The 24,409-nt window shown below is 33.8% G+C and carries 19 protein-coding genes and 1 pseudogene; 9 read left to right on the plus strand and 11 right to left on the minus strand.

Annotation, left to right across the window (positions count from 1 at the left end):
- Window positions 1–88: 88 nt before the first annotated feature.
- Window positions 89–394 carry a hypothetical protein gene (locus ACFS3A_RS14995; RefSeq protein ID WP_091492660.1) on the minus strand — a complete coding sequence of 102 codons (306 nt, stop codon included), beginning with the start codon at window positions 392–394 and terminating at the stop codon, window positions 89–91.
- A gap of 500 nt (window positions 395–894) precedes the next feature.
- Between ACFS3A_RS14995 and ACFS3A_RS15000 the strand changes: the two genes are divergently transcribed.
- On the plus strand, window positions 895–1,383 hold the full coding sequence (locus ACFS3A_RS15000; protein WP_379826388.1) for a DUF1761 domain-containing protein: 489 nt from the start codon (window positions 895–897) through the stop codon (window positions 1,381–1,383).
- Window positions 1,384–1,502: 119 nt separating this feature from the next.
- Complete coding sequence (locus tag ACFS3A_RS15005) at window positions 1,503–2,648, plus strand: GNAT family N-acetyltransferase (protein WP_379826389.1); 1,146 nt, start codon at window positions 1,503–1,505, stop codon at window positions 2,646–2,648.
- A gap of 49 nt (window positions 2,649–2,697) precedes the next feature.
- On the opposite strand, the gene ACFS3A_RS15010 is transcribed toward ACFS3A_RS15005, so the two are convergent.
- A complete protein-coding gene (locus ACFS3A_RS15010; protein ID WP_379826390.1) occupies window positions 2,698–3,567 on the minus strand; it encodes a diacylglycerol/lipid kinase family protein in 870 nt (289 codons plus the stop codon).
- Between the two features lie 62 nt (window positions 3,568–3,629).
- On the opposite strand from ACFS3A_RS15010, the gene ACFS3A_RS15015 reads away from it, so the two are divergent.
- Window positions 3,630–4,592: an App1 family protein gene (locus ACFS3A_RS15015; protein ID WP_379826391.1), complete on the plus strand. Its 963-nt coding sequence runs from the start codon at window positions 3,630–3,632 to the stop codon at window positions 4,590–4,592.
- A 216-nt stretch (window positions 4,593–4,808) separates the two neighbouring features.
- On the opposite strand, the gene ACFS3A_RS15020 is transcribed toward ACFS3A_RS15015, so the two are convergent.
- Window positions 4,809–6,731 carry an ABC-F family ATP-binding cassette domain-containing protein gene (locus ACFS3A_RS15020; protein ID WP_379826392.1) on the minus strand — a complete coding sequence of 641 codons (1,923 nt, stop codon included), beginning with the start codon at window positions 6,729–6,731 and terminating at the stop codon, window positions 4,809–4,811.
- A 66-nt stretch (window positions 6,732–6,797) separates the two neighbouring features.
- On the opposite strand from ACFS3A_RS15020, the gene ACFS3A_RS15025 reads away from it, so the two are divergent.
- Window positions 6,798–7,181, plus strand: coding sequence for a DUF983 domain-containing protein (locus ACFS3A_RS15025; protein WP_289665219.1), 384 nt, complete (start codon window positions 6,798–6,800; stop codon window positions 7,179–7,181).
- Here the strand turns inward: ACFS3A_RS15025 and ACFS3A_RS15030 are convergent.
- The 8 genes from ACFS3A_RS15030 to topA form a co-directional block, all read right to left on the minus strand.
- On the minus strand, window positions 7,162–8,235 hold the full coding sequence (locus ACFS3A_RS15030; protein ID WP_379826393.1) for an NAD(P)/FAD-dependent oxidoreductase: 1,074 nt from the start codon (window positions 8,233–8,235) through the stop codon (window positions 7,162–7,164). The two genes, ACFS3A_RS15025 and ACFS3A_RS15030, sit on opposite strands and share 20 nt — an antisense overlap.
- Window positions 8,236–8,309: 74 nt before the next feature.
- A complete protein-coding gene (gene porN, locus ACFS3A_RS15035) occupies window positions 8,310–9,299 on the minus strand; it encodes a type IX secretion system ring subunit PorN/GldN (RefSeq protein WP_379826582.1) in 990 nt (329 codons plus the stop codon).
- Window positions 9,300–9,488: 189 nt separating this feature from the next.
- A complete protein-coding gene (gene porN, locus ACFS3A_RS15040) occupies window positions 9,489–10,478 on the minus strand; it encodes a type IX secretion system ring subunit PorN/GldN (RefSeq protein ID WP_379826583.1) in 990 nt (329 codons plus the stop codon).
- Between the two features lie 45 nt (window positions 10,479–10,523).
- Window positions 10,524–12,068 carry a type IX secretion system motor protein PorM/GldM gene (porM, locus tag ACFS3A_RS15045; RefSeq protein ID WP_379826394.1) on the minus strand — a complete coding sequence of 515 codons (1,545 nt, stop codon included), beginning with the start codon at window positions 12,066–12,068 and terminating at the stop codon, window positions 10,524–10,526.
- Window positions 12,069–12,119: 51 nt separating this feature from the next.
- A complete protein-coding gene (porL, locus tag ACFS3A_RS15050; RefSeq protein ID WP_379826395.1) occupies window positions 12,120–12,767 on the minus strand; it encodes a type IX secretion system motor protein PorL/GldL in 648 nt (215 codons plus the stop codon).
- Window positions 12,768–12,823: 56 nt separating this feature from the next.
- Window positions 12,824–14,230, minus strand: coding sequence for a T9SS ring complex lipoprotein PorK/GldK (porK, locus tag ACFS3A_RS15055; RefSeq protein WP_379826396.1), 1,407 nt, complete (start codon window positions 14,228–14,230; stop codon window positions 12,824–12,826).
- Window positions 14,231–14,492: 262 nt separating this feature from the next.
- The gene (locus ACFS3A_RS15060) at window positions 14,493–15,644 is read right to left on the minus strand and encodes a formimidoylglutamase (RefSeq protein ID WP_379826397.1); all 1,152 of its coding nucleotides are present in this window, start codon (window positions 15,642–15,644) and stop codon (window positions 14,493–14,495) included.
- Between the two features lie 6 nt (window positions 15,645–15,650).
- Window positions 15,651–18,167: a type I DNA topoisomerase gene (gene topA / locus ACFS3A_RS15065; protein WP_379826398.1), complete on the minus strand. Its 2,517-nt coding sequence runs from the start codon at window positions 18,165–18,167 to the stop codon at window positions 15,651–15,653.
- A 514-nt stretch (window positions 18,168–18,681) separates the two neighbouring features.
- On the opposite strand from topA, the gene miaB reads away from it, so the two are divergent.
- The 5 genes and pseudogenes from miaB to ACFS3A_RS15090 all read left to right on the plus strand — a co-directional run bounded on the left by miaB (window position 18,682) and on the right by ACFS3A_RS15090 (window position 24,407).
- Window positions 18,682–20,127 carry a tRNA (N6-isopentenyl adenosine(37)-C2)-methylthiotransferase MiaB gene (miaB, locus tag ACFS3A_RS15070; protein ID WP_379826399.1) on the plus strand — a complete coding sequence of 482 codons (1,446 nt, stop codon included), beginning with the start codon at window positions 18,682–18,684 and terminating at the stop codon, window positions 20,125–20,127.
- Between the two features lie 45 nt (window positions 20,128–20,172).
- Window positions 20,173–20,562: pseudogene (locus ACFS3A_RS15075) on the plus strand (GxxExxY protein).
- Between the two features lie 186 nt (window positions 20,563–20,748).
- Window positions 20,749–22,008 carry a sigma-54 interaction domain-containing protein gene (locus ACFS3A_RS15080; RefSeq protein WP_379826400.1) on the plus strand — a complete coding sequence of 420 codons (1,260 nt, stop codon included), beginning with the start codon at window positions 20,749–20,751 and terminating at the stop codon, window positions 22,006–22,008.
- Window positions 22,009–22,109: 101 nt separating this feature from the next.
- Complete coding sequence (locus ACFS3A_RS15085; protein ID WP_379826401.1) at window positions 22,110–22,613, plus strand: LptE family protein; 504 nt, start codon at window positions 22,110–22,112, stop codon at window positions 22,611–22,613.
- A gap of 84 nt (window positions 22,614–22,697) precedes the next feature.
- Entirely contained in the window at window positions 22,698–24,407 is a 1,710-nt protein-coding gene (locus ACFS3A_RS15090; RefSeq protein ID WP_379826402.1) for a tetratricopeptide repeat protein, read from the plus strand.
- The last annotated feature ends 2 nt before the right edge of the window (window positions 24,408–24,409 follow it).

Genomic DNA, 24,409 nt, shown 5'->3' on the forward strand with positions numbered 1-24,409 from the left:
AGAAATCTGGAGCTTTTTTTATTTTAAACTATAACAAAAAAAGACCACTTTTAGAAAGCGGTCCTTTTTCATCTTATTTTGAGAAAAATTATGCTCTGAATAAAGCATATTTATTATAGTTGTACAACACTTTATCATAAGGAACAAAAAGTGAAACAATCTTCTCTGTTGACTCATCAAATTGAATCCCGTTATGTTTTCTGAACAAATAGATTTCTTTTAAGCAATTAGAAAGACTTTGGTGAATCTCACTTGTAAAAGTCGGTAGTTTTTTGTCGCCTACTAAAAGATCAATCTGATAATTTGAACTACTTTTTGATAAGTTGTTTCCAATAATTCTAATGGTAAAAGTGGTCTTTTTTCCGTATTGCTCACCTTGATATTGCAGTGTCATAATTTCTGTTTATTAAAATTAATAATAGCTTTGTTTTACAAACTTTGCTTTTTTTGGATACTTGTATTAAAGTTATAAAATTTTAGACAAACATAAAAAATTCCTTTCTAAATTAAATGTTATTTTTTAAAGAACTGCTTCAGTCCAAAAACAAAAAAAACCGTAACGAATTACGGTTTCAGCAATTAACTAAATATATTTAATCAACTTTTTTAACGAGTGTAAAATTCATTCATAAGCACGATTAATTTTTGGTAAACATTGTAATTTATTTTTTGGTTTTGGTTCAAAATAAAAGCTTTTAATCTGATTTTGTATTGCAAGATTTTAGCTCTTAATTTATTTTACGAATTTATATATTTCATCGATAATATTCGCATAATATCGATAAACTGTTGATAAATTTCTTATTAACAAGACTTATAGCACTTTACAAAAAACCAAATTCAGTATTCGTTTTTTGACTACATTTGACTAACTAATTCTAAAAACCTCATATTATGAAAATTAACTTCTTTGCATTGCTTATCTCTGCAATTGTCACACTCGTTGTCGGTTTTATCTGGTACAGCCCAAAAGTATTCGGAACCATCTGGATGAAAGAAAACAACCTCACACAAGAAGAACTTAGAAAAGGCAGCATGCTTAAAATTTTCGGATTAACGTACATTTTTTCGTTAATGATTACCATGACTTTAATGTCGCTGACTATTCATCAATCTGGTGCCATCGGAATGGTTGGTGGTCCGCCTTTGATAGATAGTGCAAAACCTTCTTTTGCCGCTTTTATGGCCGATTACGGAATGGCATACAGAACTTTTAAACATGGCGCATTGCATGGATTTATGTCTGGTTTCTTTTTTGCGTTTCCGTTAATTGGAATTAATGGTTTGTTCGAAAGAAAATCCTGGAAATATATTTTTATTCATACTGGCTATTGGCTAATTACGCTTACTTTAATGGGCGGAATTGTCTGCGGTTTTGCATAAAAAACAAAATATCAAAAACCCGTTTGAAGCAAAACTCAAACGGGTTTTTCTTAATAATAACTTAAAGAAATTTAGTTATTCCAAATATTATCTAATTTTGACGAAATTAGTTCACACTCTTGAATACAACTTATTCTTTCCAGATTTACAAAAGCGCTTCCTTCCTGCCATTAGAATGGAATTCGCTTGCTACTGATAATATCTTTTTAACCCGCGAATATTTAGAAGTTCTGGAAAATTCCTCTCCAGTAAACATGACTTGTCATTTTATTGGACTTTTCGAAGAAGAAAAACTAATCGGTATTATTTTAACGCAGTTTCTTTTTGCAGAAAAACTGGAATCGTTTGGAGAGCGTGACAAATGCTTAAAAACTTCTGTTCGGAATTTTGCACTTAAAAACTTTGCTTCACATGTTTTATTCGTTGGTAATAATATGCTGACGGGACAAAACGCTTTTATTTTTGATAAAAATATTAAAGAAGCAAAAGCTATTAAAACCCTTCACAAAGCTATAAATCAGCTCAAAAAAGATTTAAAAGAAAGCGGAAAGAAAGTTCACATTACAAGCATAAAAGATTTTACTGCTGAAGAAATAAAACCACTGCAAGCCGAGTTTAAAAACAACTATACGTTTTCGACTCAGCCCAATATGGTTTTTGAAATCAGGGAAAACTGGAAAAACGAACAGGATTATATCGACGCTTTATCCAAAAAATATAGAGATCAATATAAAAGAGCACGAAAAAAATCAGAAGGAATCGTAAAACAGCAAATGTCATTAGCCGATATTAAGCAATATGAAGATGTTATTTACGATTTGTACTTTCATGTCGCTAAAAATGCTCCGTTTAATACTTTTTTCCTCGCTCGAAATCATTTCAGTTTTTTCAAAGAAATCATGGGAGATAACTTTTTGTTGTATGGTTATTTCATTGACGAAAAATTAATTGGATTTAATACACTCATCAAAAATGGCGACACCATGGATACGTATTTCCTTGGTTACGACGAAAGTATTCAGCGCGAGAAAATGCTGTATCTAAACATGCTTTATGACATGATTGCCTATTCTATCAAAAAAGGTTTTAAAGAAATTGTATTTGCCAGAACAGCACTCGAAATCAAAAGTTCTGTCGGCGCAAAACCGGTAAAAATGTATGGTTTAATTACGCACAGCAACGCTTTAATAAACCATAACATTTCGAGGTTTTTCAATTATCTGGAGCCTAAAACAGAATGGCAGGAACGTAATCCTTTTAAATAAGAGATTCAATTTCAATGGCAATGACAATATGCAATAAACGAATATTCATTTAAGGAACCGCAATTTTCATCTGCTTATGTAGAATATGAATTTCTAAAGAATTCTGCGCTCCGCAATATTCGCCGTCAATCTGAAAGTTAACAGGATAATCGGTTTTAATTTCAGCTTTTTCTGTTGAAATAATGACGATATCATCTGAATCAATTGGCATATTTCCAGTGATAATTTTTCCAATCAATAATAAGTCTAGACTCTTTAAAATTACCAATTCAAACTTCCCATCATTCATTGCTCCGTTCGGATTGATGACTACCCCTGTTCCGTATTTCTGCGAATTGGCAATTACAATCATTCTTGCGGTATGTTCCACTGTTTTATTATTTGCCGAAATCGTGGCTACAAAAGGATCTTCAGATTCTTTTAAAGTTGTAAAAGCCTGCAATGCATATCCCCAAAAACCACGCACATCACTTTGTTCGTAATTTTTAACCAAATTCGCATTCAATCCAAGGTCGCTTAAATGAATGCTTTTTTTACCATTGATACAAATCATATCCATTTCGATATAATGATGCAGAAAGGCTATTTTGAGGTTTTCCTCGATTCCGTCAGGAAGATTCAAATCTACCGAAAGTCCGTTTGCAGAACCTGCCGGTAAAATACCAATTATCACATCGTACTCCTCCATGGCTTCGGCAACCATTTTTATGGTTCCGTCACCGCCAGCCACAACAATTCGCTCTGGTTGATATTGCTTGTATATAGATTGTATTTCTTTTGGGTCATTTTTTCCAGTGGTTTCATACACTTCCAGATCAAAATGATTGGTCGCTGCAAACTCTTCTACAGCTTCGATTAAGTCTGATTTATCAAGATCTCCCGATATCGGATTTACAACAAATAGTATATTCTTTTTCAAAATTTTATTTTTAAAACCAATTTAAATTAAGTAAATTACAGTTACCTAAATATACGTAATTAATGAAACCAATTCTACAATTATATCGCGGTTATGCAAATGAGCAAGAATTAATTGTGATGGGGCACGTTTTAAAGAAAGAGCACAATTACGATTTTGAAAAAAGAAAATTAAAAAACGCCACTTCGATCCTAAAGTTATTCCGAATCAAAACAATCAAGAATTTTGATGTTTATCTTCATTATAACAATGAAATTATCCACACAAAAACTCTTGATGATGGTTATTTTAAGTTTTGCATTCCGCTCGAAAAAGAAACACATTTTGGATGGATGCCTTACGAAGTCAGTTTAAAATACAATAACAAAACTGTAATCTGCAAGGGCAGTTTTAATCGCCCGCACAAAGGCAAACTTGGAATTATATCTGACATTGATGATACTTTTTTGATTTCGCACACCAAAAATTTTTTCAAAAAACTTTATATTTTACTTTTTAAGAATGTAAATGATCGTAAGGTTTTCAGAGATGTCGTCGCTCATTATCAAGCCTTAAGTCAGGCAGGAAGAGATAAACCCGAAGAAGAAAATGCTTTTTTCTACATTTCCAGCAGTGAATGGAATTTATACCGTTTTATTGCAAAATTTACCAAAATCCACAAACTTCCAAAAGCCGTAATTCTCCTTAAAGACATTAGAAGAGGAATTACTGATTTCTTTATGAGCGGAAGAGGAAGCCACGATCATAAATTTGAAAAAATCAAACATGTTGTGGAGTTTTACCCAACTTTAAAATATGTTTTATTGGGCGATGATTCGCAGCACGATCCTATTTTATACGAACGTATCTGCAAAATATTTCCAGTTACCGTAATCGCTGTTTATATTAGACAAACGGGCAAATATCCGAAAAGCGAGGTTCAAAAGATTCTAAAAAACCTAGAAAGCCTCAATGTTTCTGTTTGTTATTTTAAAGAAAGCGGCAAGGCTATTGAACATTCAAAATCTATTGGGATTATTGAATAGTTTTTTTTGTTTCAGGTTTTGAACTAATGAATATTTAACCGCAAAGCACGCTAAGTTTTTTAAGCGAGAGGTTTTATAAAACACAAAGTTCGCAAAGCTATATTAATAAAGCTTTGCGAACTTTTTACATCTTAAAGGCAAACTATAAAAAAACTTAGCGTCCTTTGCGGTAAAATTTAGTTACCAGGATTACAACTTGAAACCTGAAACAGAATATTAAGCATTAAAACTATCAATCTCTTCCTGTACGATTTCCCAATCCATTAATAATTGTTCTAGATCTTCTTTCTTTTTATTGTAAGCCGTAAAGAACGAAGCATCTTCGATATGCTTATCGTAATTAGTTTCCAGCATTTTATCGTCATGCTGAATCTGTTTTTCTAATTGCTGAATCTGGCTTTCGATTTTACTTAATCTGTTTTGAAGTGATTTTCCTTTTTTCTGGTCTTCGTAAGATAATTTGCTTGTTTCTTTTTCTTTTGCAGCTGGTGCATTTTTTATCACATCTTTTTTCTCCACTTCGCGCATATTCTCCATATTACGCTGTTCCAAGAAAAAGTTGATATCACCTAAATATTCTCTGATTTTTTGGTCTTTGAATTCATAAACAATATTCGACATTCCTTGCAAGAAATCCCTGTCATGAGAAACCAACAACAAAGTTCCTCCAAATTTTTGAAGTGCAGCCTTTAAAACGTTCTTAGACTTAATATCTAAGTGGTTGGTAGGCTCATCCATCAGCAGAACATTAATTGGCTGTAATAACAGCTTACAAAGCGCCAAACGATTACGTTCTCCTCCCGAAAGTACTTTTACTTTTTTCTCTACATCGTCTCCGCGGAATAAAAAGGCTCCCAACATATCACGCACTTTCATACGATTGGTGTCGGTTGCGGCATCTTCCATAGTTTGAAGCAGTGTAATTTCTCCATCTAAATGTTCCGCCTGATTTTGGGCAAAATATCCTAATTGTACATTATGTCCTAATTTGATATTTCCTTTGTATTCAAATTCATTTACCAAAGCTTTGATAAAAGTCGATTTTCCTTGTCCGTTTTGACCAACAAAGGCAATTTTACTTCCTCTTTCGACTAATAAACTAATGTCTTTCAGAATCGTTTTATCGCCGTAGGCTTTGGTTACATCTTCAGCTTCGATTACTACTTTTCCTGGTTCTTTTGAAACTGGAAAAGAAATATTCATTACAGAATTGTCGTCTTCATCAACTTCAATTCTTTCTACTTTATCTAATTTTTTAATTAACGACTGCGCCATGGAAGCTTTTGAGGCTTTGGCACGGAACTTTTCGATTAATTTTTCTGTTTCTTCAATTTTCTTCTGCTGATTCTTTTGAGTCGCCAATTGTTTCTCGCGAATCTCATGACGCAATTCTAAATACTGAGAATACGGCTTATTGAAATCGTATGCTTTTCCTAAAGAAATTTCGATGGTTCTATTCGTAACATTATCCAAGAACATTTTATCGTGTGACACAATCACAACGACTCCAGGATAATTACGAAGGAAATTTTCTAACCAAATAATACTTTCGATATCCAAGTGGTTAGTTGGCTCATCCAGAAGTAATACATCGTTCGATTGCAACAGTAATTTTGCCAATTCGATACGCATTCTCCATCCACCAGAAAAAGTTTCGGTTTGGTTATTAAAAACTTCTCTTTTAAAACCTAAACCTAAAAGAATTTTTTCTGTATCTCCAACATAGTTATAACCACCCAAAAGTTCAAAACGGTGCGTATAATCAGAAAGATCTTCTATGATTTTTGCATATTCTTCACTTTCATAATCCGTTCTGGTAACCAATTGATGGTTGATTTCTTCCAGCTTCTTTTCTACAACTTTGATTTCAGTAAAAGCTTCATAAGCTTCTTCCAGTACGGTTCTTCCCTGTTCAAAATCAATATCCTGACGTAAGAAACCCATCTTGATATCTTTCTCTTGAGAAATAACTCCTGAATCTGGCTTAAAATCTCCTGCCAACATTTTTAGCATGGTAGATTTACCTGCTCCGTTTTTACCAACAAGACCTACTCGGTCTCCAGCTCCTAAACGGAAAGTTACTTCTTCAAATAAATAGGTTCCTCCAAAAGAAACGGAAAGATTGTGTATATTAAGCATAATTTATAACTATTGTTATCAGCAGTAAAGGTTGAAAAATCGTACCTTTGTTTAAATTTTTTGCAAATGTTAAAAAAAGGATCGAAACTAAATAGTATTTTAACAGGAAGTTGTCCAAAATGCCAAAATGAAAGCATGTATGAAGACAAAAATCCGCTTCATTTGAGTAAAGTTCTAAAAATGAATGAAAACTGCAGCCACTGCGGATTCAAATATCAAATTGAACCGTCGTTCTTTTACGGCGCTATGTATGTAAGCTACGGTTTGAATGTTGCTGTCGGAATTGCTGCTTTTATCATCTCTTTTGTATTTTTTGGAGCTAATATCGAGCAATCCTTTATCGCTATTATCGTGACTTTGGTCGTTTTATTTCCTTTTGTACTTCGTCTATCCAGAAACTTATACATTAATATGTTTGTTTCTTATGATCCTAACGCTGGCCGAAAGTAATCCCTTTTAAATATCTTTTATGGAATCGCTTAATATCGGCTTCTCGGTCTATAGGCGTTCCGTTTTCAATATGCTCGTACAACATTTTTGCTAATGCCGGCCCGAGCATCACACCTCGCGTTCCTAATCCGTTAAGAACATGAATAGAACGGTATGCTTCGTGAGTACCAACTAAAGGTCTTCTATCCGCAACTGTCGGTCTTACTCCAGCAAAATGCTTTATGATCTCAAAATCGCAGGTAATAATTTCTTTAATTCGATCTATAAGTTCTTGTTTTCCTTCTTCTGTTGGAAGATCCGTTTTATCATGCCAATTGTAAGTTGCACCAACTTTAAACAAATTACCTCCTATTGGTAAAATAAAGACACTTGTATTCACAATTAGGTCTAATTTTAAATCAGGTGCTTTTATCAGAAACAATTCTCCTTTCGTTCCATCCAAAGGAAGATAATTAAAATATGGATTTTTATGTAGTCCAAAACCTTCTGCAAATATGATATGGCGGGCTTTAATACTTTTATACTGAATTCCAGATTCAAGAATTTCTAAGAAAGAACTATGAAAAGATTCTTCCAGAAGCAAATTATTATTTTTTAAATAAGCTTTATAACTTTCTAACAATTGCCCCGTTTTAACATAACCTGTATGCAGCACTTCTCCATAATTATGAGGAGAATCAATACCTTGGTATTTTTTAGTAATTAGTTTGGTGGATAAAAATGGAGCTAAGTTTATTTTATCAGAAGCAGCAAACCAATTATTCTGCTCTTCAATTGAAAAAAACTTTCGAAGAATAGGCATTTTATAATTGAATTTTTCCTGCAGTTTCTCTTCAACTTGATCATAGAATTCATTCATTAAAACTAAATGTTCTTTGGCATTCCAAACTTCGCTGAAACGTTTCAGAATAACCGGATTATATAAACCTCCAGCAATTCTGGATGAATTTTGAGATTTATCATCTATAACTAAAATAGATTTATTGTTTTTAAGGGCAACTTCGGCAAAAGAAATTCCAGCCAATCCAGATCCGACGATTAAATAATCAAGCATTTGCAATGTAGATAAAATAAAAAAACTCTAACTACAAAGGTAGCAAGAGTTTCTCTTATAATTTGATTCATTACTTAGTAATTCCACATATCTTCTTCGAAATTTCGAATCTTCTCTTTTACACGTTCTGATTCTAATAACTGACTTTGTGCATTATCTTTAATATAATCTTTTATTTCTCGGTCTCCGTAAACATTTTCTTCTTTATAAATAACTGCATTGAATCTTCTTGAATTTAGAATTTGATCAAATGAAATTGGGAGAGCTGAATTGTATTCATTAAACGCTTTTGCTTCATGCAGCACATCTCGTGCATTAGGGAAGAAAACCCAAAACAGTTCTATATAATCCTTTTCGTCACTATTCATTGTATAGACATCAGGAGTAACCGGACAAATCCCAAGTAAACGATACTTTAATTCACTTTGACGTTTATCAAAATACCAAAACCCTTTAATCTTATACTGACTCACATCTGCTGCCGTAAGATCTTGTTTCAAAATATATTCAGCAGGAACTGTTCTGGTCGGACCTACAGTTTCTTCTACGTAATTAACACTTTTGTTTTTTCCTTTTCCAGTTACTACTTTTTTCTTGACAACACGAGATCTGTAATCATCAGGATATTGATTAATAAGCTCTCTTCCTGCATCGGTTGTATCAACACGAAATAAAGCTCCTTCAATATCTTTTAAAGACTTTTTGGTATTAAAATAACTGTCTGTATACACTTCAGTTATCTTGCCTGATTTAATTCCTTTAGTTAAAACATCATAAAGAGAACGTCTATCTGGACCTATATTAACTGAATCTACAGGAAAGTACAAAGGAAAATTAATTCTCTGGTTTAAATCAATAATTTCCCAAACCGTTTTCCCCATTAAAATGTCCCGATCATCAACATAACCATAAGCAAGAGGCTTGTCATTATCTGATATCATTTGTGCAGGTGTCTTAATGCCAATCTGATCAGCAGTTTTGGCATTAAGTAAATTCGATTGTGCATAAGTAGTTAAAGTTCCGGCAACAGCAACAATAGCAATTAAAAAATTTCTCACTTTCATCATAATAATTATTATAAGACATTAAACGAAATTTTATTATAAATATTGTTATTTTTCTTACATAAATAAAATTGTAAAAATTTGATACTTTTTTAAACTCTTAAAACCAAATTACCTGAATTATCTACATAAAAAAAACTCTTACTACAAAGGTAGTAAGAGTTTTTCAAATATTTGATTAGGTACTACTTAGTAGTTCCACATATCTTGTTCGAAGTTGCGAATTTTTTCTTTCACTCTTTCAGATTCTAACAACTGGTTTTGAGCGTTGTCTTTCATGTAATCGCTAATTGCTCTGTCTCCATAAAGGTTTTCCTCTTTGTAGATTACAGCATTAAAACGTCTTGAATTCAAAATCTGATCAAACGAAATTGGAAGAGCTGAATTATTGTCATTAAAAGCTTTTGCTTCATGAAGCGCTTCTCTGGCATTTGGGAAGAATACCCAAAACAATTCAATATAATCCTTTTCGTCACTATTCATTGTATAAACGTCAGGAGTTACAGGACAAATTCCAAGTAGACGATATTTCAATTCACTTTGACGTTTGTCAAAATACCAGTATCCTTTAATTTTATACTGAGTAACATCTGCAGCAGTAAGATCTTGTTTTAAGATATATTCAGCAGGGACTGTTCTTGTTGGCCCAACTGTTTCTTCAACATAAGATACACTTTTGTTTTTTCCTTTACCGGTAACTACTTTTTTCTTCACAACACGTGATTTATAATCATCCGGGTATTGGTTAATCAACTCTCTACCTGCATCTGTTGTATCAATACGAGATAATGACCCTTCGATGTCTTTCATTGATTTTTTAGTATTAAAATAACTATCAGTATACACTTCAGTTATTTTTCCACCTTTAATAGCTTTAGTTAGAACGTCATATAAAGAACGTCTGTTAGAACCAATGTTAGCTGTATCTACCGGAAAATACATTGGAAAATTGATTTTTTCATTTAAGTCAATAATCTCCCATGTTGTCTTACCCATCAGGATATCCCTATCATCTACATAACCATAAGCCAAAGGCTTATCATTATCAGATATAAGTTGAGCAGGAGTTTTAAGTCCAATCTGATCAGGTGTTTTTGCATTTAGCAAATTAGATTGCGCATTAGAAGCAAAACCTCCAGCGATAGAAACAATAGCTATTAAAAAATTTCTTACTTTCATCATGATATCATTATAAGATATTGAACGTAGTTTTAAACTACTTTATTATTGTATTTCGTAAATTACCGGAGCAGTTCTTGGCAACAAATAACTACCAGCACCAACCAGTTTAGTTTTAATTTCAGAAATAGTAACCTGATCTCCTTTACCTGCTCTTGAAAGTACTTGTTTACATTGTGCATTCATTTTGTTTCCTGTAACAACCACAGTTGGCTGTCCAGCAATTTTCATATTGAATCCAACAACATCTAAACCAACTTCAAAATCAAAATCAAGTAATTTAGCTCCAATAGTAGCCACCTCTAGGTTAGATTTAGGACCTTTAACAACTCCCATTTCTCCTCTAATTGTTCCTGTTGGCCCAGGAATACCTTTAATTCTGAATGTTTTCTTATCAGTTACTTTATCACCATTTGGCAATGTACCAGTTACAGAGATTGTAGTTTCAGTACCCTGACCTGGATTCATGTTATATTTTCCTGGTTTTCCAGCTGAAGATAATCCAGGAGCGCTAGCCACAACTTTATTATCAGCAACACCAGCGAAAGATACAGAAATCGGGTTCACAACTCCTCTATATACAACATTCATTTTATCAGCAGAAATTGTAGCAGAGTTTGGTTTTGGAACTACAACATAAGTACCTTTAAATGGTAAATTAATTTTTTTACCATCTTCAACGAAGTTGAATTGTCCACCAATATTTTGTTCTCCAATGCTACCAGCTGTCAGGTTAATTCTAGCTTGTCCAGTAGCTGCATCTAATGTAGCTCCTGTTACGCTTTCCGGTATAGTATTTTCATCATAACGACCTAAAACAACTTTACCTGTAACTTTCTCTCCCTGGAAATAAGCATTTTTATCCAATACAACAATTGCCTGGTAATTGCTATAAGAAGCAGCAGCAACTGCAGCTTTTCCTAAAGCACTGTTGTAAACGTCTGCTTCTACTTTCTGAACGTCATTCTGCCAAGCTGAAAGTTTAGCAGCAGATGCAATTGCAGGGAATCCTTTAAAATGGTAAGCTAAGTATTTTTCTTTTATACCGTCTTTGTTTTTTACATCAGAAAGATCAAATTTTTTGTTAACCTCAGCAATAATACCTGCATACTTTTTATCGGTTCCTAAAGCTGCTTTAATATCAGCTTTATATTTTTCGATCTTTGCAATAATTTCATCACCTTTTTTAGTGTAACCATCTCCTGTAAACCAGTTATCGATATTATCACCTTTGTCCATAGACTCGTATGGTAATTTTCCTGTTGATTTATCTACTTCAAATCCTTCTAAAGCCTGAGCTTTTAAAGTTCCAATGTAAGCGTAAAAATCTTTTGAAATTGCCTCAACTTTATGAGCACTCTGAGCTGCAGTTGCAAATTCTCCTTTTGCTTCAGCTGCTTTTTGATCCAAAGCTGTTAATAAAGTGGCGTTATTTGTTATTGATGTTGCGTTAGAAGCTTCAAATTTTTCGTTAAACAAACCGAAACCTGAAATAACTTCTTTTGAGACGTTCATTGCCAACATTGCGATGAAAACCAGATACATCAGGTTGATCATCTTCTGTCTAGGGGTTAATTTTCCTCCTGCCATTTTTTTCTAATTAGTTCTTTATTAATAAATTTAATATTAGTTAAAAACTAATTATCCTTTGTTACTCATTGCAGAAAGCATACCACCGTAAACACTGTTCAAAGAAGCAATGTTTGCAGTCATAGAAGCCATTTGTTCTTTTAATTTAGAAGCGTTTTCAGCGATTTCTTTGTTAGCCTCAGCATTTCTTGAAGCGCTTTCTAACTGTACTTTATATAAACTGTTTAATGATTCCATTTGAGCAGCAGCAACAGATAATTCTTCAGAATATTTCTTTTGTCCTGCGATTGAATCTACAGTTGGAGCAATTCCTTTAGCAGCAGATTCGAAGTTTTTGATACTGTTTCCTAAACTTGACATTAATTCTCCGTCAATTTTAGCTTCTTTTAATAATGAATCTAATTTTTGAGATAATAATCCTTGAGCATCAGTTGGAGTTTCAACTTTATCAGCTTTTTTTCTAGCTTGTCCGTTTGCTAATTCAGGATAAACAAGAGTCCAATCTAACTCGTCTTCAACTGGTTCGAAAGCAGAAAGCGCAAAAATTAACGCTTCAGTTACCAATCCTATCGAAAGCATAACTGTTCCTGTTAATGGTCCAATTTCAAAGTGAGTAATTTTGAATAAAGCTCCAATGATTACTACTGCCGCTCCCATACCATAAGCGAAATTCATTGCTTTTTTACTTAATAATGCCATAATACTTTTTTTTAGGTTTTAAAATAGATTTGTTGGATATTGATAAAATTATAAAATTACTTTCTTTTGCTTCCGTTACCGTTACCAGTTACCTGAGTACCCATGTAATCCTGCACAGTTCTGAATCCGATATAACTTCTGGCAGAATCAGCATATTCGTGGTCACGAGTGCTTACCTGTAGGAAATAAGCAACGTCTTTCCAAGAACCTCCACGAACCACTTTTCTTTGATTTTTACCATCAATTACGTTTGGATTCATTGTAGAAACATACTCATAAGCGTTTGGATTGTAAGCTGAGTCAGTCCATTCTGAAACGTTTCCTGCCATGTTATATAATCCGTAACCGTTTACGTCATAAGATTTAGCTTCTACAGTATATAATGCTTCGTCTGCAGCATAATCTCCTCTGCTTGGTTTGAAGTTGGCTAAGAAACAACCTCTGTCACTTTTAGTGTAAGGGCCTCCCCAAGGGTAAGTTGCAGACTCCAGACCTCCTCTGGCAGCATATTCCCATTCTGCCTCAGTTGGCAATCTGAAAGCATTAACCAAGTCACGACCTTTTTTCTTAGATTTGATATAACTGTTTTTGTTTAATGTTCTCCAAGCACAGAAAGCTTTAGCTTGTTTCCAGGTAACACCAACTACAGGATAATCTCCATAAGCTTTGTGCCAGAAGTAATCATTATGCATTGGCTCATTATATGAATAAGCGAAATCTTTAATCCAAACTGCCGTATCAGGATAAACATTTACCTGCTCCGTTTTTACGAAATCACTTCTTTTTCCAACTTTAGCTTTTGCAGCAGCCTGAATATCCATCCAAGAATAACGGAATTTCAATTTATTTACATCAATTGTTCTTAAACCATTGTATGATTCTTCAATTGGCAAATACATAGAATCCATAACTTCAGTATAGTACTCATCCGGATAAGCTTTTGTATCTTTAATTAATTTTACTTTTCTGTTTAATTTTCTTCCCGCGTACGGATCATCTTTTGTCCCAACACTATAGTAGTTGTCGTACATATATTTATCATAAGCCGTCATTTTTTCCGGATCAGAATCATTGAAAGCATAGTCAGCAATACTTCCGCCTTTTTTTCCTTTTCCGTCAGTAGCTTTCTGCCCTGTTTCATCAGCAAGGATCGCTAAACGAACTCTCATTGTAGAGTCTTTTACCCACTCCACAAATTGACGATACTCACTATTTGTAATTTCAGTTTCATCCATATAAAATGAACGAACAGTTACAGTCTTAGTAGGAGCATCTTCCACGTTAGCTAAATCTGCATCCGATTTACCCATAATAAAAGATCCACCCGGAACCAAAGTCATTCCATAAGGTTTTTCAGGATGCCATTTCCCTCCTGTAACACCAACTAATTCACCTTTGTCACCTGACTTACCACAGCCAATTACCAGTGTTAACATTGCTGCAAATGCAATAAACTTCTTCATATAAATTTGGATTATCTATTCATTATTAAAAGTCCGTAAACGTATTTATTATTTATCTAAAAAACAATACTACTTGCGAAATTTATTTTACCGTTCAAAAATAATGTTAAATAAAATAAAAAAAAAATATTTTATCGATAAACTGCGTCAAAAAATCGATGTAAAACGTTAATTTTTATAATATATATTTATTTTCTTACTAATTAATTTTAACTCTTTTTGACCGTTTTTAAAAACTTAAGATTTACCTTAAATTTTACTCTTATAAAGCATTTTTTCGCTGTGCTTTCCACCATCTTTCTGGCAATTCCTGATTGCAAGCTGACAAATATTCTTCATAAGAACAGGGTAATAACGTATTTCTTTTCAACTTATTGTGACCATTTGACTGAAAAGGAATTTCTATCCACCAGCGATCTGTTTTATCACTTTTATAGAAAATCAATTCCTCATCTTCAAGAGGAACTATATATTTAAGATAATTGGCACGGCTTCCGAACGGATACTCTTTTGAACGGTAGTGATATCCCTCGATAAAATACCACACAATCTGAGCAATAATAACCGATTCAGCCATTGTGCTATTGTGATTAAATACTCCAAACGCAGAAACTTTATCACTGATACCTGCGTATCTTGACAAAGCACAAATTTCTTTTCCGTTAAATCCGTTTGGCTCAAAAGTTACCGTATTTCCTGAAGCAGAAGACTTTACAGAATTCAAATCAAAACTCACTAAATCTGCATCTCTAAAAACCGGCTCTGCCAAAGTAATTTTATTTGAAATTTCTCCCAGACGATAAGCATCAAAAAAGAGTTTTTCAATCAGATCGATTTCTTCCTGGGAGTTGTAATAGGTCTGATACCCTATATTACAGTAGTTAAACAGGTTATTTGGCTCATCTATAATAATTTTAGTCAGATATGAATTAGCAGAAACTGATTCATTTTCTTTTCCAAAATCGAATTTATTATCTACTGCAACCAAATTAACCATCTGCTCTAAATCATCGTAAGCACGATATAAAGCGTAGGTTAAATCCTGAGAACCTCCCAGGACTATAGGAATTACTTTTTTCTTGATTAGAGCCGCTACAACTTTTTTAACTGCAAAATAAGTATCTTCAACAGAATCGCCTGCCAATATATCGCCTAAGTCAGCAATTGAAGCATCCCAGTTACCAGGAAACATACTATATATTTTTTTACGTACAGCCGAAAGATTAACTTCGTTAATCATATTGATATTAGTACGATCTTCTAAAACACCAACTATGGCTATATTAATTTTATCAATATCAGGAAACTGATCCTGGGTATGAAAAACAACTTTGCTTCCAAGTTCTTGCGAAGACAGTGCACTGACGAATTTTACAATTACATCATTAACTGGTTCTAGAAAATCAAATTCCATCTATACTTATTTCTTTTTAGCAGCCGCTTTTTTAGCAGGGGCTTTTTTAGTTGTTGTTGTCTTTTTTGCCGCTGTTTTCTTTGCAGGCGTTTTAGCAGCAATCATTTCCTGAACCTGAGCTAATGTTAACTGTGTTGCATCAACATCTTTACTTAATTCAATTTTGATTTTACCTTTTAGAATCACAGATCTTCCCCAACGGGCTTTTTCTACTACAATTCCTTCTTCTTCCCAATTGTGAAGAACTTTATCAATGTTTTTCTGAAGTTTATCCTCAATAAGCTCTTCTACATCTGCTTGTGATAAATTGTCGAAATTGTACTTTTTGCTCACATTCACAAAAAGTCCGTTCCATTTAATGAAAGGACCAAAACGCCCCACACCTTTCTGAACACCTTCGCCTTTATAAACAGCGATCGGAGCATCTGCAAGTGCTTTTTCATCAATTAATTCCTGAGCTCTTTCTTTAGATACATTTAACGGATCTTCTCCTCTTGGCAGTGAAATAAAAACGCTTCCGTGACGAACATAAGGACCGTAACGACCGTTATTTACTTCAACTTCCTCTCCTTTATATTCTCCTAAACTTTTTGGAAGTAAAAATAAATTTAAAGCCTCTTCAAGAGTAATGTTTCCTATATTTTGATCTGCCATTAAGCTGGCGAATTTCTTATCTTCATCGTCTGCTTCTCCAATTTGAGCCATTGGTCCAAATTTTCCTAAACGAACTGAAACTTGTCTTCCGTCAGCATCTTTACCAAGAATTCTTTCACCGCTTTCACGTTCTGCATTTGCCTCAACTTCTTTTACATTTGGATGAAACTGATTGTAGAAATCCTGCATCATTTTAGCCCAGTCGATATTTCCTTCGGCAATTTCGTCGAAATCCTGTTCAACTTTTGCAGTAAAATTATAATCCAAAATGTTTCCGAAATTCTTCACTAAGAAATCAGTAACAATAGTACCAATATCTGTAGGAACTAATTTTCCTTTATCCGAACCTGTATTTTCTTTCAACAACTTCTCTCCTACTTTACTGTTTTGTAAAGTCAGTTGAGTATAATTACGTTCCTGACCTTCCAATGTTCCTTTTTCAACATAATTTCTATTGATAATCGTTGAAATTGTTGGTGCATAAGTTGACGGACGGCCAATTCCCAGTTCTTCTAATTTTTTAACCAAAGAAGCCTCTGTATAACGTGCCGGAGGTCTTGAATATCTTTCTGTCGCTGTAATATAATTATTAACTAATTTCTCGTTTACTTTTAAAGCCGGAAGCATCCCTTCCTGTTCTTCTTCATCATCATCGTGACCTTCTAAGTACACTTTTAAGAAACCCTCAAAAAGCAATACTTCTCCGGAAGCTGTAAAAATTTCACTGTGATTATCCGCTTCAATTTTTACGTTTGTTCTTTCCAGCTGCGCATCACTCATTTGTGAAGCCAACGTTCTTTTCCAAATCAAATCGTATAAACGAGCCTGATCACGATCTATATTTACAGAGTGACGAGACATGTCTGTTGGACGAATTGCTTCGTGCGCTTCCTGAGCTCCTTTGTTTTTGTTGGCAAAAACACGAGGTTTCGAATATTCTTTTCCGTATGATTTGATGATTTCTGCTTCAGCTGCGTCCATCGCTTCTTTAGAAAGATTTACAGAATCCGTTCTCATATAAGTAATGAGTCCGGCCTCATATAAACGCTGTGCTAATTGCATTGTGATTCCAACCGGCAAATACAATTTTCTTGCTGCTTCCTGCTGCAATGTTGAAGTTGTAAAAGGTGATGTTGGTGATTTTTTGGTAGGTTTAGTTTCTAAATCGGCTACCTTATATTTAGAACCGATGTTTTGATTTAAGAAATCTTCGGCTTCTTTTTTAGTGTTGAAGTTTTTAGGAAGTTTTGCTTTGAAAGCTTTTCCGGCTTCGTTTACAAATTCTGCAACAATTGAATAGGTTGCTACTGCATTAAAACTCTGAATTTCGCGTTCTCTTTCTACGATCAAACGTACAGAAACTGACTGTACACGACCTGCTGAAAGTCCCCCTTTAATTTTTCTCCATAAAACCGGAGATAATTCGTAACCTACTAAACGATCCAGAACACGACGTGCCTGCTGTGCGTTTACTAAATTATAATCAATTTCTCTTGGATTGTCGATTGCTTTAAGAATCGCTGATTTTGTAATCTCGTGAAAAACAATTCGTTTGGTCTTTTTTGTATCCAGTTTTAATTCTTCCGCCAAGTGCCATGAAATAGCCTCTCCCTCGCGGTCCTCATCGCTTGCTAACCAAACCGTTTCGGCATTCTTAGATAGTGATTTTAGTTTCGTTACCAAGGCTTTTTTATCCGGAGAAACTTCATATTTAGGTTTAAAACCATTTTCTACATCTACTCCTATTTCCTTTGATGGTAAGTCTGCTATGTGTCCATAACTTGACTCCACCTGAAAATCGTTTCCAAGAAATTTCTCGATCGTTTTCGCCTTTGCAGGTGACTCCACTATTACTAAATTCTTTGCCATTGCTCTATTTTTCTGCAACAAAAGTATCTATTTTTTTTAAATATTAACCTTACGAATGCATTTTTGAAGTATTTTGATATTATGAAACTTAAAATTGCAGATTTATCTGTAATAATCTCGATTATATATATAGGTACAACTTTTAATGATTTATGACCGAGAAATCCCTTTTAATTTCAGATTTGAGATTATAAAAACATGAACTAAATTAAAACTCAATTTATTTTCTTTTAAAACGGATTGACCTAGCCCAGATCGTAACGGATTGCCCGGAGTAAAAAAAGCAAAAGTTTCTTGTTATAAAAAAGCGACCAACGGAAGCTCTTTTTATAATATTAGAAACTTTGCTTTTTTTATGAGGACAAGAAGTGGAAAGCTGGAAATAGCTTCTTATCATGAAAAACAAAACTCAAAACACTAGTAATCAACATTTCTGAAAACATTGTTAATTCTTTATCTGACATCTTGTCATATTCGTTTCAATTACGCTATCTTTGCACTTTGAAATTTTACAATGGAAAAGATTATTGAAGAAAGCAAGCAGGGCGAAAGTCTTGTTCTGGAAAATAAACCTGAGAATACTAAAAAACTCTTTATAGAAAGTTACGGCTGTGCGATGAATTTTTCGGATAGTGAAGTCGTAGCTTCCATTTTATCTGACGGAGGATATAACACTACTTCTGTTCTTGAAGAAGCCGATTTGGTTTTGGTCAATACTTGCTCTATCCGAGACAAAGCAGAGCAAACAATTCGTAAACGTTTAGAGAAATATAATGCTGTAAAACGCACAAATCCAAAAATGAAAGTGGGTGTTTTGGGTTGTATGGCAGAACGTTTGAAAAGTCAGTTTTTGGAAGAAGAAAAAATTGTCGATCTTGTTGTTGGACCGGATGCTTATAAAGATCTTCCGAATTTACTGGCTGAAGTTGAAGAAGGCCGTGACGCCATTAACGTAATTTTGTCAAAAGAAGAAACGTACGGAGATATTTCGCCTGTTCGTTTAATGAGTAACGGAATTACAGCTTTGGTTTCAATCACTCGTGGTTGCGATAATATGTGTACGTTTTGTGTTGTACCTTTTACACGTGGCCGTGAGCGTAGCCGTGAACCTCAAAGTATTATGAATGAAATTAAAGATCTTTGGGATAAAGGTTTTAAGGAAATTACTCTTTTGGGACAAAACGTTGACAGTTATCTTTGGTACGGCGGCGGTTTGAAAAAAGATTTCGTAAATGCTTCTGAAATGCAAAAAGCAACTGCTGTTGATTTTGATCAATTGCTAGAAATGGTTGCTGTTGGTTTTCCTAAAATGCGTATTCGATTTTCGACTTCAAATCCGCAGGATATGCACGAAAGTATTTTACATGTGATGGCGAAATATCCAAATATCTGTAAACATATTCACTTGCCGGTTCAGTCCGGAAGTAACAGAATTTTAAAAGAAATGAATCGTCTGCATTCTCGTGAGGAATATATGGCTTTGATTGATAAAATTAGAGCAATTGTTCCAGATGCTTCGATTTCACAAGATATGATTGCCGGTTTCCCAACTGAAACAGAAGAGGATCATCAGGACACCATGAGTTTGATGGAATATGTAAAATATAATTTCGGCTATATGTATTCGTATTCTGAACGCCCGGGAACTTTAGCCGGAAGAAAAATGAAAGATGATGTTGAAGAAGAGACCAAAGCCAGAAGATTACAGGAAATTGTCGATTTACAACAAAAACATGCCTGGTTTAGAAGCGAGGAGTTTGTTGGAAAAACGGTTGAAGTTTTAGTCGAGAAAGTTTCTAAAAAATCGAAAGAAGAATTCTCCGGAAGGAACTCTCAAAGCATTACGGTTGTTTTTCCGAAAGAGAATTATAAAATTGGAGATTTTGTAAATGTAAAAATCACAAGCTGTACTAGTGGAACTTTAAAGGGTGAAGCCATTGGATATTCTGAGATGAATTAGTTTTTATAACCGCAAATTTCACAAATTTCCGCAAATTAACTATTCATGATCGATACAAACGAATATTACTACAAGAAAGATCAAAATTATCAAATTGTAGGCATATGTATGGAAGTACATAGATTACTAGGCCCTGGATTACTTGAAATTGTCTATAAAGATACATTAGAAATTGAATTCAAAAACAACAACATTCCTTATCATCGAGAAAAGGAATTTTCAATAGAATAAAAAGGAGTTATTTTGCCTCATAAATTTTATGCCGATTTTATAGTTTATGAAGATATAATATTAGAAGTAAAATCAGTTAGAGAAATCAGTAATGATCATCTTGCTCAAACATTAAATTACATGAAGCTTGCGGATACTCCTGTTGGAATAATTGCAAACTTTAAAAACAAATCATTAGTACACAAAAGATTGATAAATTCATAAACAGAATTTGCGCTAATTTGTGTAATTTGTGGTTAATTTAATAATACACATTTCTAACGGATTTAAAAGAAAACTTGAGTTAATCCGCATTAATCTGTGGTAAAAGAAAAAAATACAAGCCAAAGTTTTAATTTTTAGGCATAACCTGAAACTTGAAACAAATAAAAAACTTGAAACAAAAACTACATGGAAACAGTTCAAGCAATAAAACAGCGATTTGAGATTATTGGTAATGATCCAAAATTAAATCGTGCCATTGAAAAAGCCATTCAGGTTGCTCCAACTGATATTTCGGTTATGGTAACGGGGGAAAGTGGTGTTGGTAAAGAAAATATTCCTAGAATTATACATTCGCTTTCGCACAGAAAGCATGGTAAATATATTGCAGTAAACTGCGGAGCTATTCCGGAAGGAACTATTGATAGTGAACTTTTTGGTCACGAAAAAGGTGCTTTTACAGGTGCGACAAGCACTCGTGAAGGTTATTTTGAAGTGGCTGACGGCGGAACAATATTTTTAGACGAAGTTGGAGAACTGCCATTGACAACTCAGGTAAGATTACTGCGTGTTTTAGAAAATGGTGAATTTATAAAAGTAGGTTCGTCTCAGGTTCAAAAAACAAATGTGCGTATTGTTGCCGCAACAAATGTGAATTTATTTAACGCTATCGAAAAAGGTAAATTCCGTGAAGATTTATACTATCGTTTAAGCACTGTTGAAATTACCTTACCGCCTTTACGCGAAAGAAATGACGATATCCATTTGTTATTTAGAAAATTTGTAGCCGATTTTGCTCATAAATATAAAATGCCTCCTTTAAGACTGGACGATGATGCAATACAATTGTTGCAAAAATTCAGATGGAGCGGAAATATTCGTCAGCTTCGAAATGTAGCCGAGCAGATTTCCGTTTTAGAAACAAATAGAGATATCACTCTCGCAACTTTACAATCGTATCTGCCTGCCGAAGGAAGCAATCTGCCTTCTGTTATCAACGACAGCAAAAAAGAAAGTGACTTTAGTACAGAAAGAGACATTTTATATAAAGTGCTTTTTGACATGAAAAGCGATCTGAACGACTTAAAGAAACTGACTTTAGAATTAATGAAAAACGGCACTTCTAAAGTTCAGGATATTAATCCAAATTTAATTCAGAAAATATACGGTAACCAGGAAAATGACAGCGAGATTGATTTTGAAGAAGAACCAAGAACGGCGGTCATGACAACACCTGCTGTTCGTGAAGACAATTATCAAATACAAGACGATAATTATTTATTTGCTGAAACGATCGAAGAGGAAGAAGTTTTGCGCCTGGAACAAAAAGAAATCGAAATGATCAAAAAGTCATTAGAAAAAAACAAAGGAAAACGTAAAGCGGCGGCAGATGAATTAGGTATTTCTGAAAGGACTTTATATCGCAAAATCAAACAATTCGATTTATAGTTTTGCCGCAAAGAGACCAAGACACAAAATGTTTTTTAAACGAAAATGAATATCTTTGACCAAGCACCGACAAACTGGTCAAACAACTCTTAAACAAAAAAATGAAATACTTAAAATACATCTTTATTCTACTTATTACTACAACTTTTAGTGGTTGTTCTGTTTACAACTTTACAGGAACTGGAAAAATTGATGCCAAAACCTTTCAGGTTAACTTTTTTCAAAACAATGCTGATTTAGTTGAACCCGGAATCGACAGAACTTTTACATTGGCTTTGCAGGATTTGATTATGAATCAGACCAATCTAAACCTTGTGAGTACGGGCGGTGATTTGACTTACGAAGGAGAAATCGTAGATTACAGAATTACACCAATGACAGCAACAGCAGACCAGCAGGCAGCACAAAACCGTTTGTCTATTCGTGTCAATGTTAGATTCATAAACAAGAAAAAAGAAACAGATGATTTTGAGAAACCATTTGAATTTTACTTTGATTTCCCAGGTAGAGACCTTCCTACCGGATCTGTATTAAATGAAGCCATCAGAGTTATTTTTGAAAGAATTACGCAGGATATTTTTAATGAATCATTGGCAAAATGGTAAAATTTTTATTTGTTGAATCGGTTAACATTCCAATCGATTTTCAAAGACAAGTAAACAATTAACCGATTAAAAAAAAACAAAAAAATGAACGTTACCGATTATACCTACTTAATGAACAAACCGGATGCTATCACAGAAAAGCAGGCGGATGCATTAGGAAGTGTTCTGAATGAATTCCCCTATTTTCAAAGTGCACGTGCATTACGATTAAAAGGACTTTATAATCAAAACAGTTTTAAGTATAATTATGCCTTAAAGGTAACTGCTGCTCATACTTCAGATCGTTCGGTTTTATTTGATTTTATAACTTCGGAGGCTTTTACTTCTATTCAAAATGATTTCTACGAACAAAAACTTAGGGATCTTTTGCAAATTACTGTTTTTGACAGCGAGATAATTTCTCCGGAACAAATCCAGAAAGCTATCGAAATCAAAACAGATATTGAAGAAGAACCAATTTCATCAGTTGAAACTCCTGTGGCTGTAGAAGCTATAAAAGTTGAAGAATTTGTAAAAACGGAAGAACCTGTAAAAATTGAGGAAATAATAAAAGCTGAGGAACCAATTAAAGTTGAAGAATCAGTAATAACGGAAGAGACTAAAAACATTCCTGAAATTGATCCGTCGATTTTTCTTGCAATTAAAGAAGCACAAACAATTACTTTTGAAAAACCAATAACAGCAGAAGAACCTAAAAAAATAACAGAAATAGATCCGTCTATTTTCCTTGCTATTAAAGAAGCGCATTCTGTTATTTATGAAAAACCAATAATCGAAGCTGAAACTAAAATAGATACTGAAGAATCAGTTACAAATCTCGTAGAAGAAACCGAAACTTTACCCGAAATAGAACCAGTAAAAACAGAAGAAGTAAAAATTGATCGTGTTGAAAATTCTATTTTAAGTTCTATTAAAGAAGCAGAAACCCCTTCTATACCTGAATCTATAAAACAAGTTGAAGAGCCAAAATTCGATCGCATTCAAAATTCAATTTTAAGCTCTATTAAAGAAGCGGAAAACATAATTCCTCAAGAAACAGTAAAAACGGAAGAACCTAAAACTGATCCTGTTTTTGAACAGACCATTTTAAATACTATTGAAGAAGACGAAGACGAAGGTGATGTTATCGAAGAAATGATCATTCCTGAATTCAAGATCAATCCAATTGAGCGATCCATTCTTTCTTCGATAAAAGAAGCTGAAACAGCAGTACCAAAAGAAAACACCGAAGAAACTCACGAAGAAATAAAAGAAGAAATTTTAGAAACAGCTTCTGAAGTAGTTATTGATAAAATTGAAGAAGAACAAGTCGAAGAAGAAACAAATCAATTTGCAAAAACAGCTGCTGAACATTTAGAACTTGGCAAACCTTTGGATTTTTCTCTTAACGAAAAACATTCTTTTCAGGAGTGGCTGCAACTTTCCAGAACAGAACCTATTGATCGTTCAAACGAAGTTTCTCCCGAAGAAAAAGCTAAAATTGAAGCTGAGAGAGAAGAAGAAAGACAGAAAAAAGCAGAAATTATCAATAAATTTATTGAAACCAATCCGAAAATATCTCCAATCAAACCTGGAACCAGCGCCCCGGCAGTTCAGATAGAAAGCACTATTGAAGATAATTCTTATCTGATGACAGAAACTTTGGCCCGAGTATATCTGGAACAAAAGAAATATACAAAAGCAATTCAGGCATATGAAATATTAATTTTGAAATATCCAGAAAAAATTACTTTCTTTGCAGACCGCATATCGGATATAAAGATTTTACAACAAAATAACAATAACAATAATTAAGT

It is taken from the genome of Flavobacterium notoginsengisoli (assembly GCF_042686225.1).
Lineage (GTDB): Bacteria > Bacteroidota > Bacteroidia > Flavobacteriales > Flavobacteriaceae > Flavobacterium > Flavobacterium notoginsengisoli.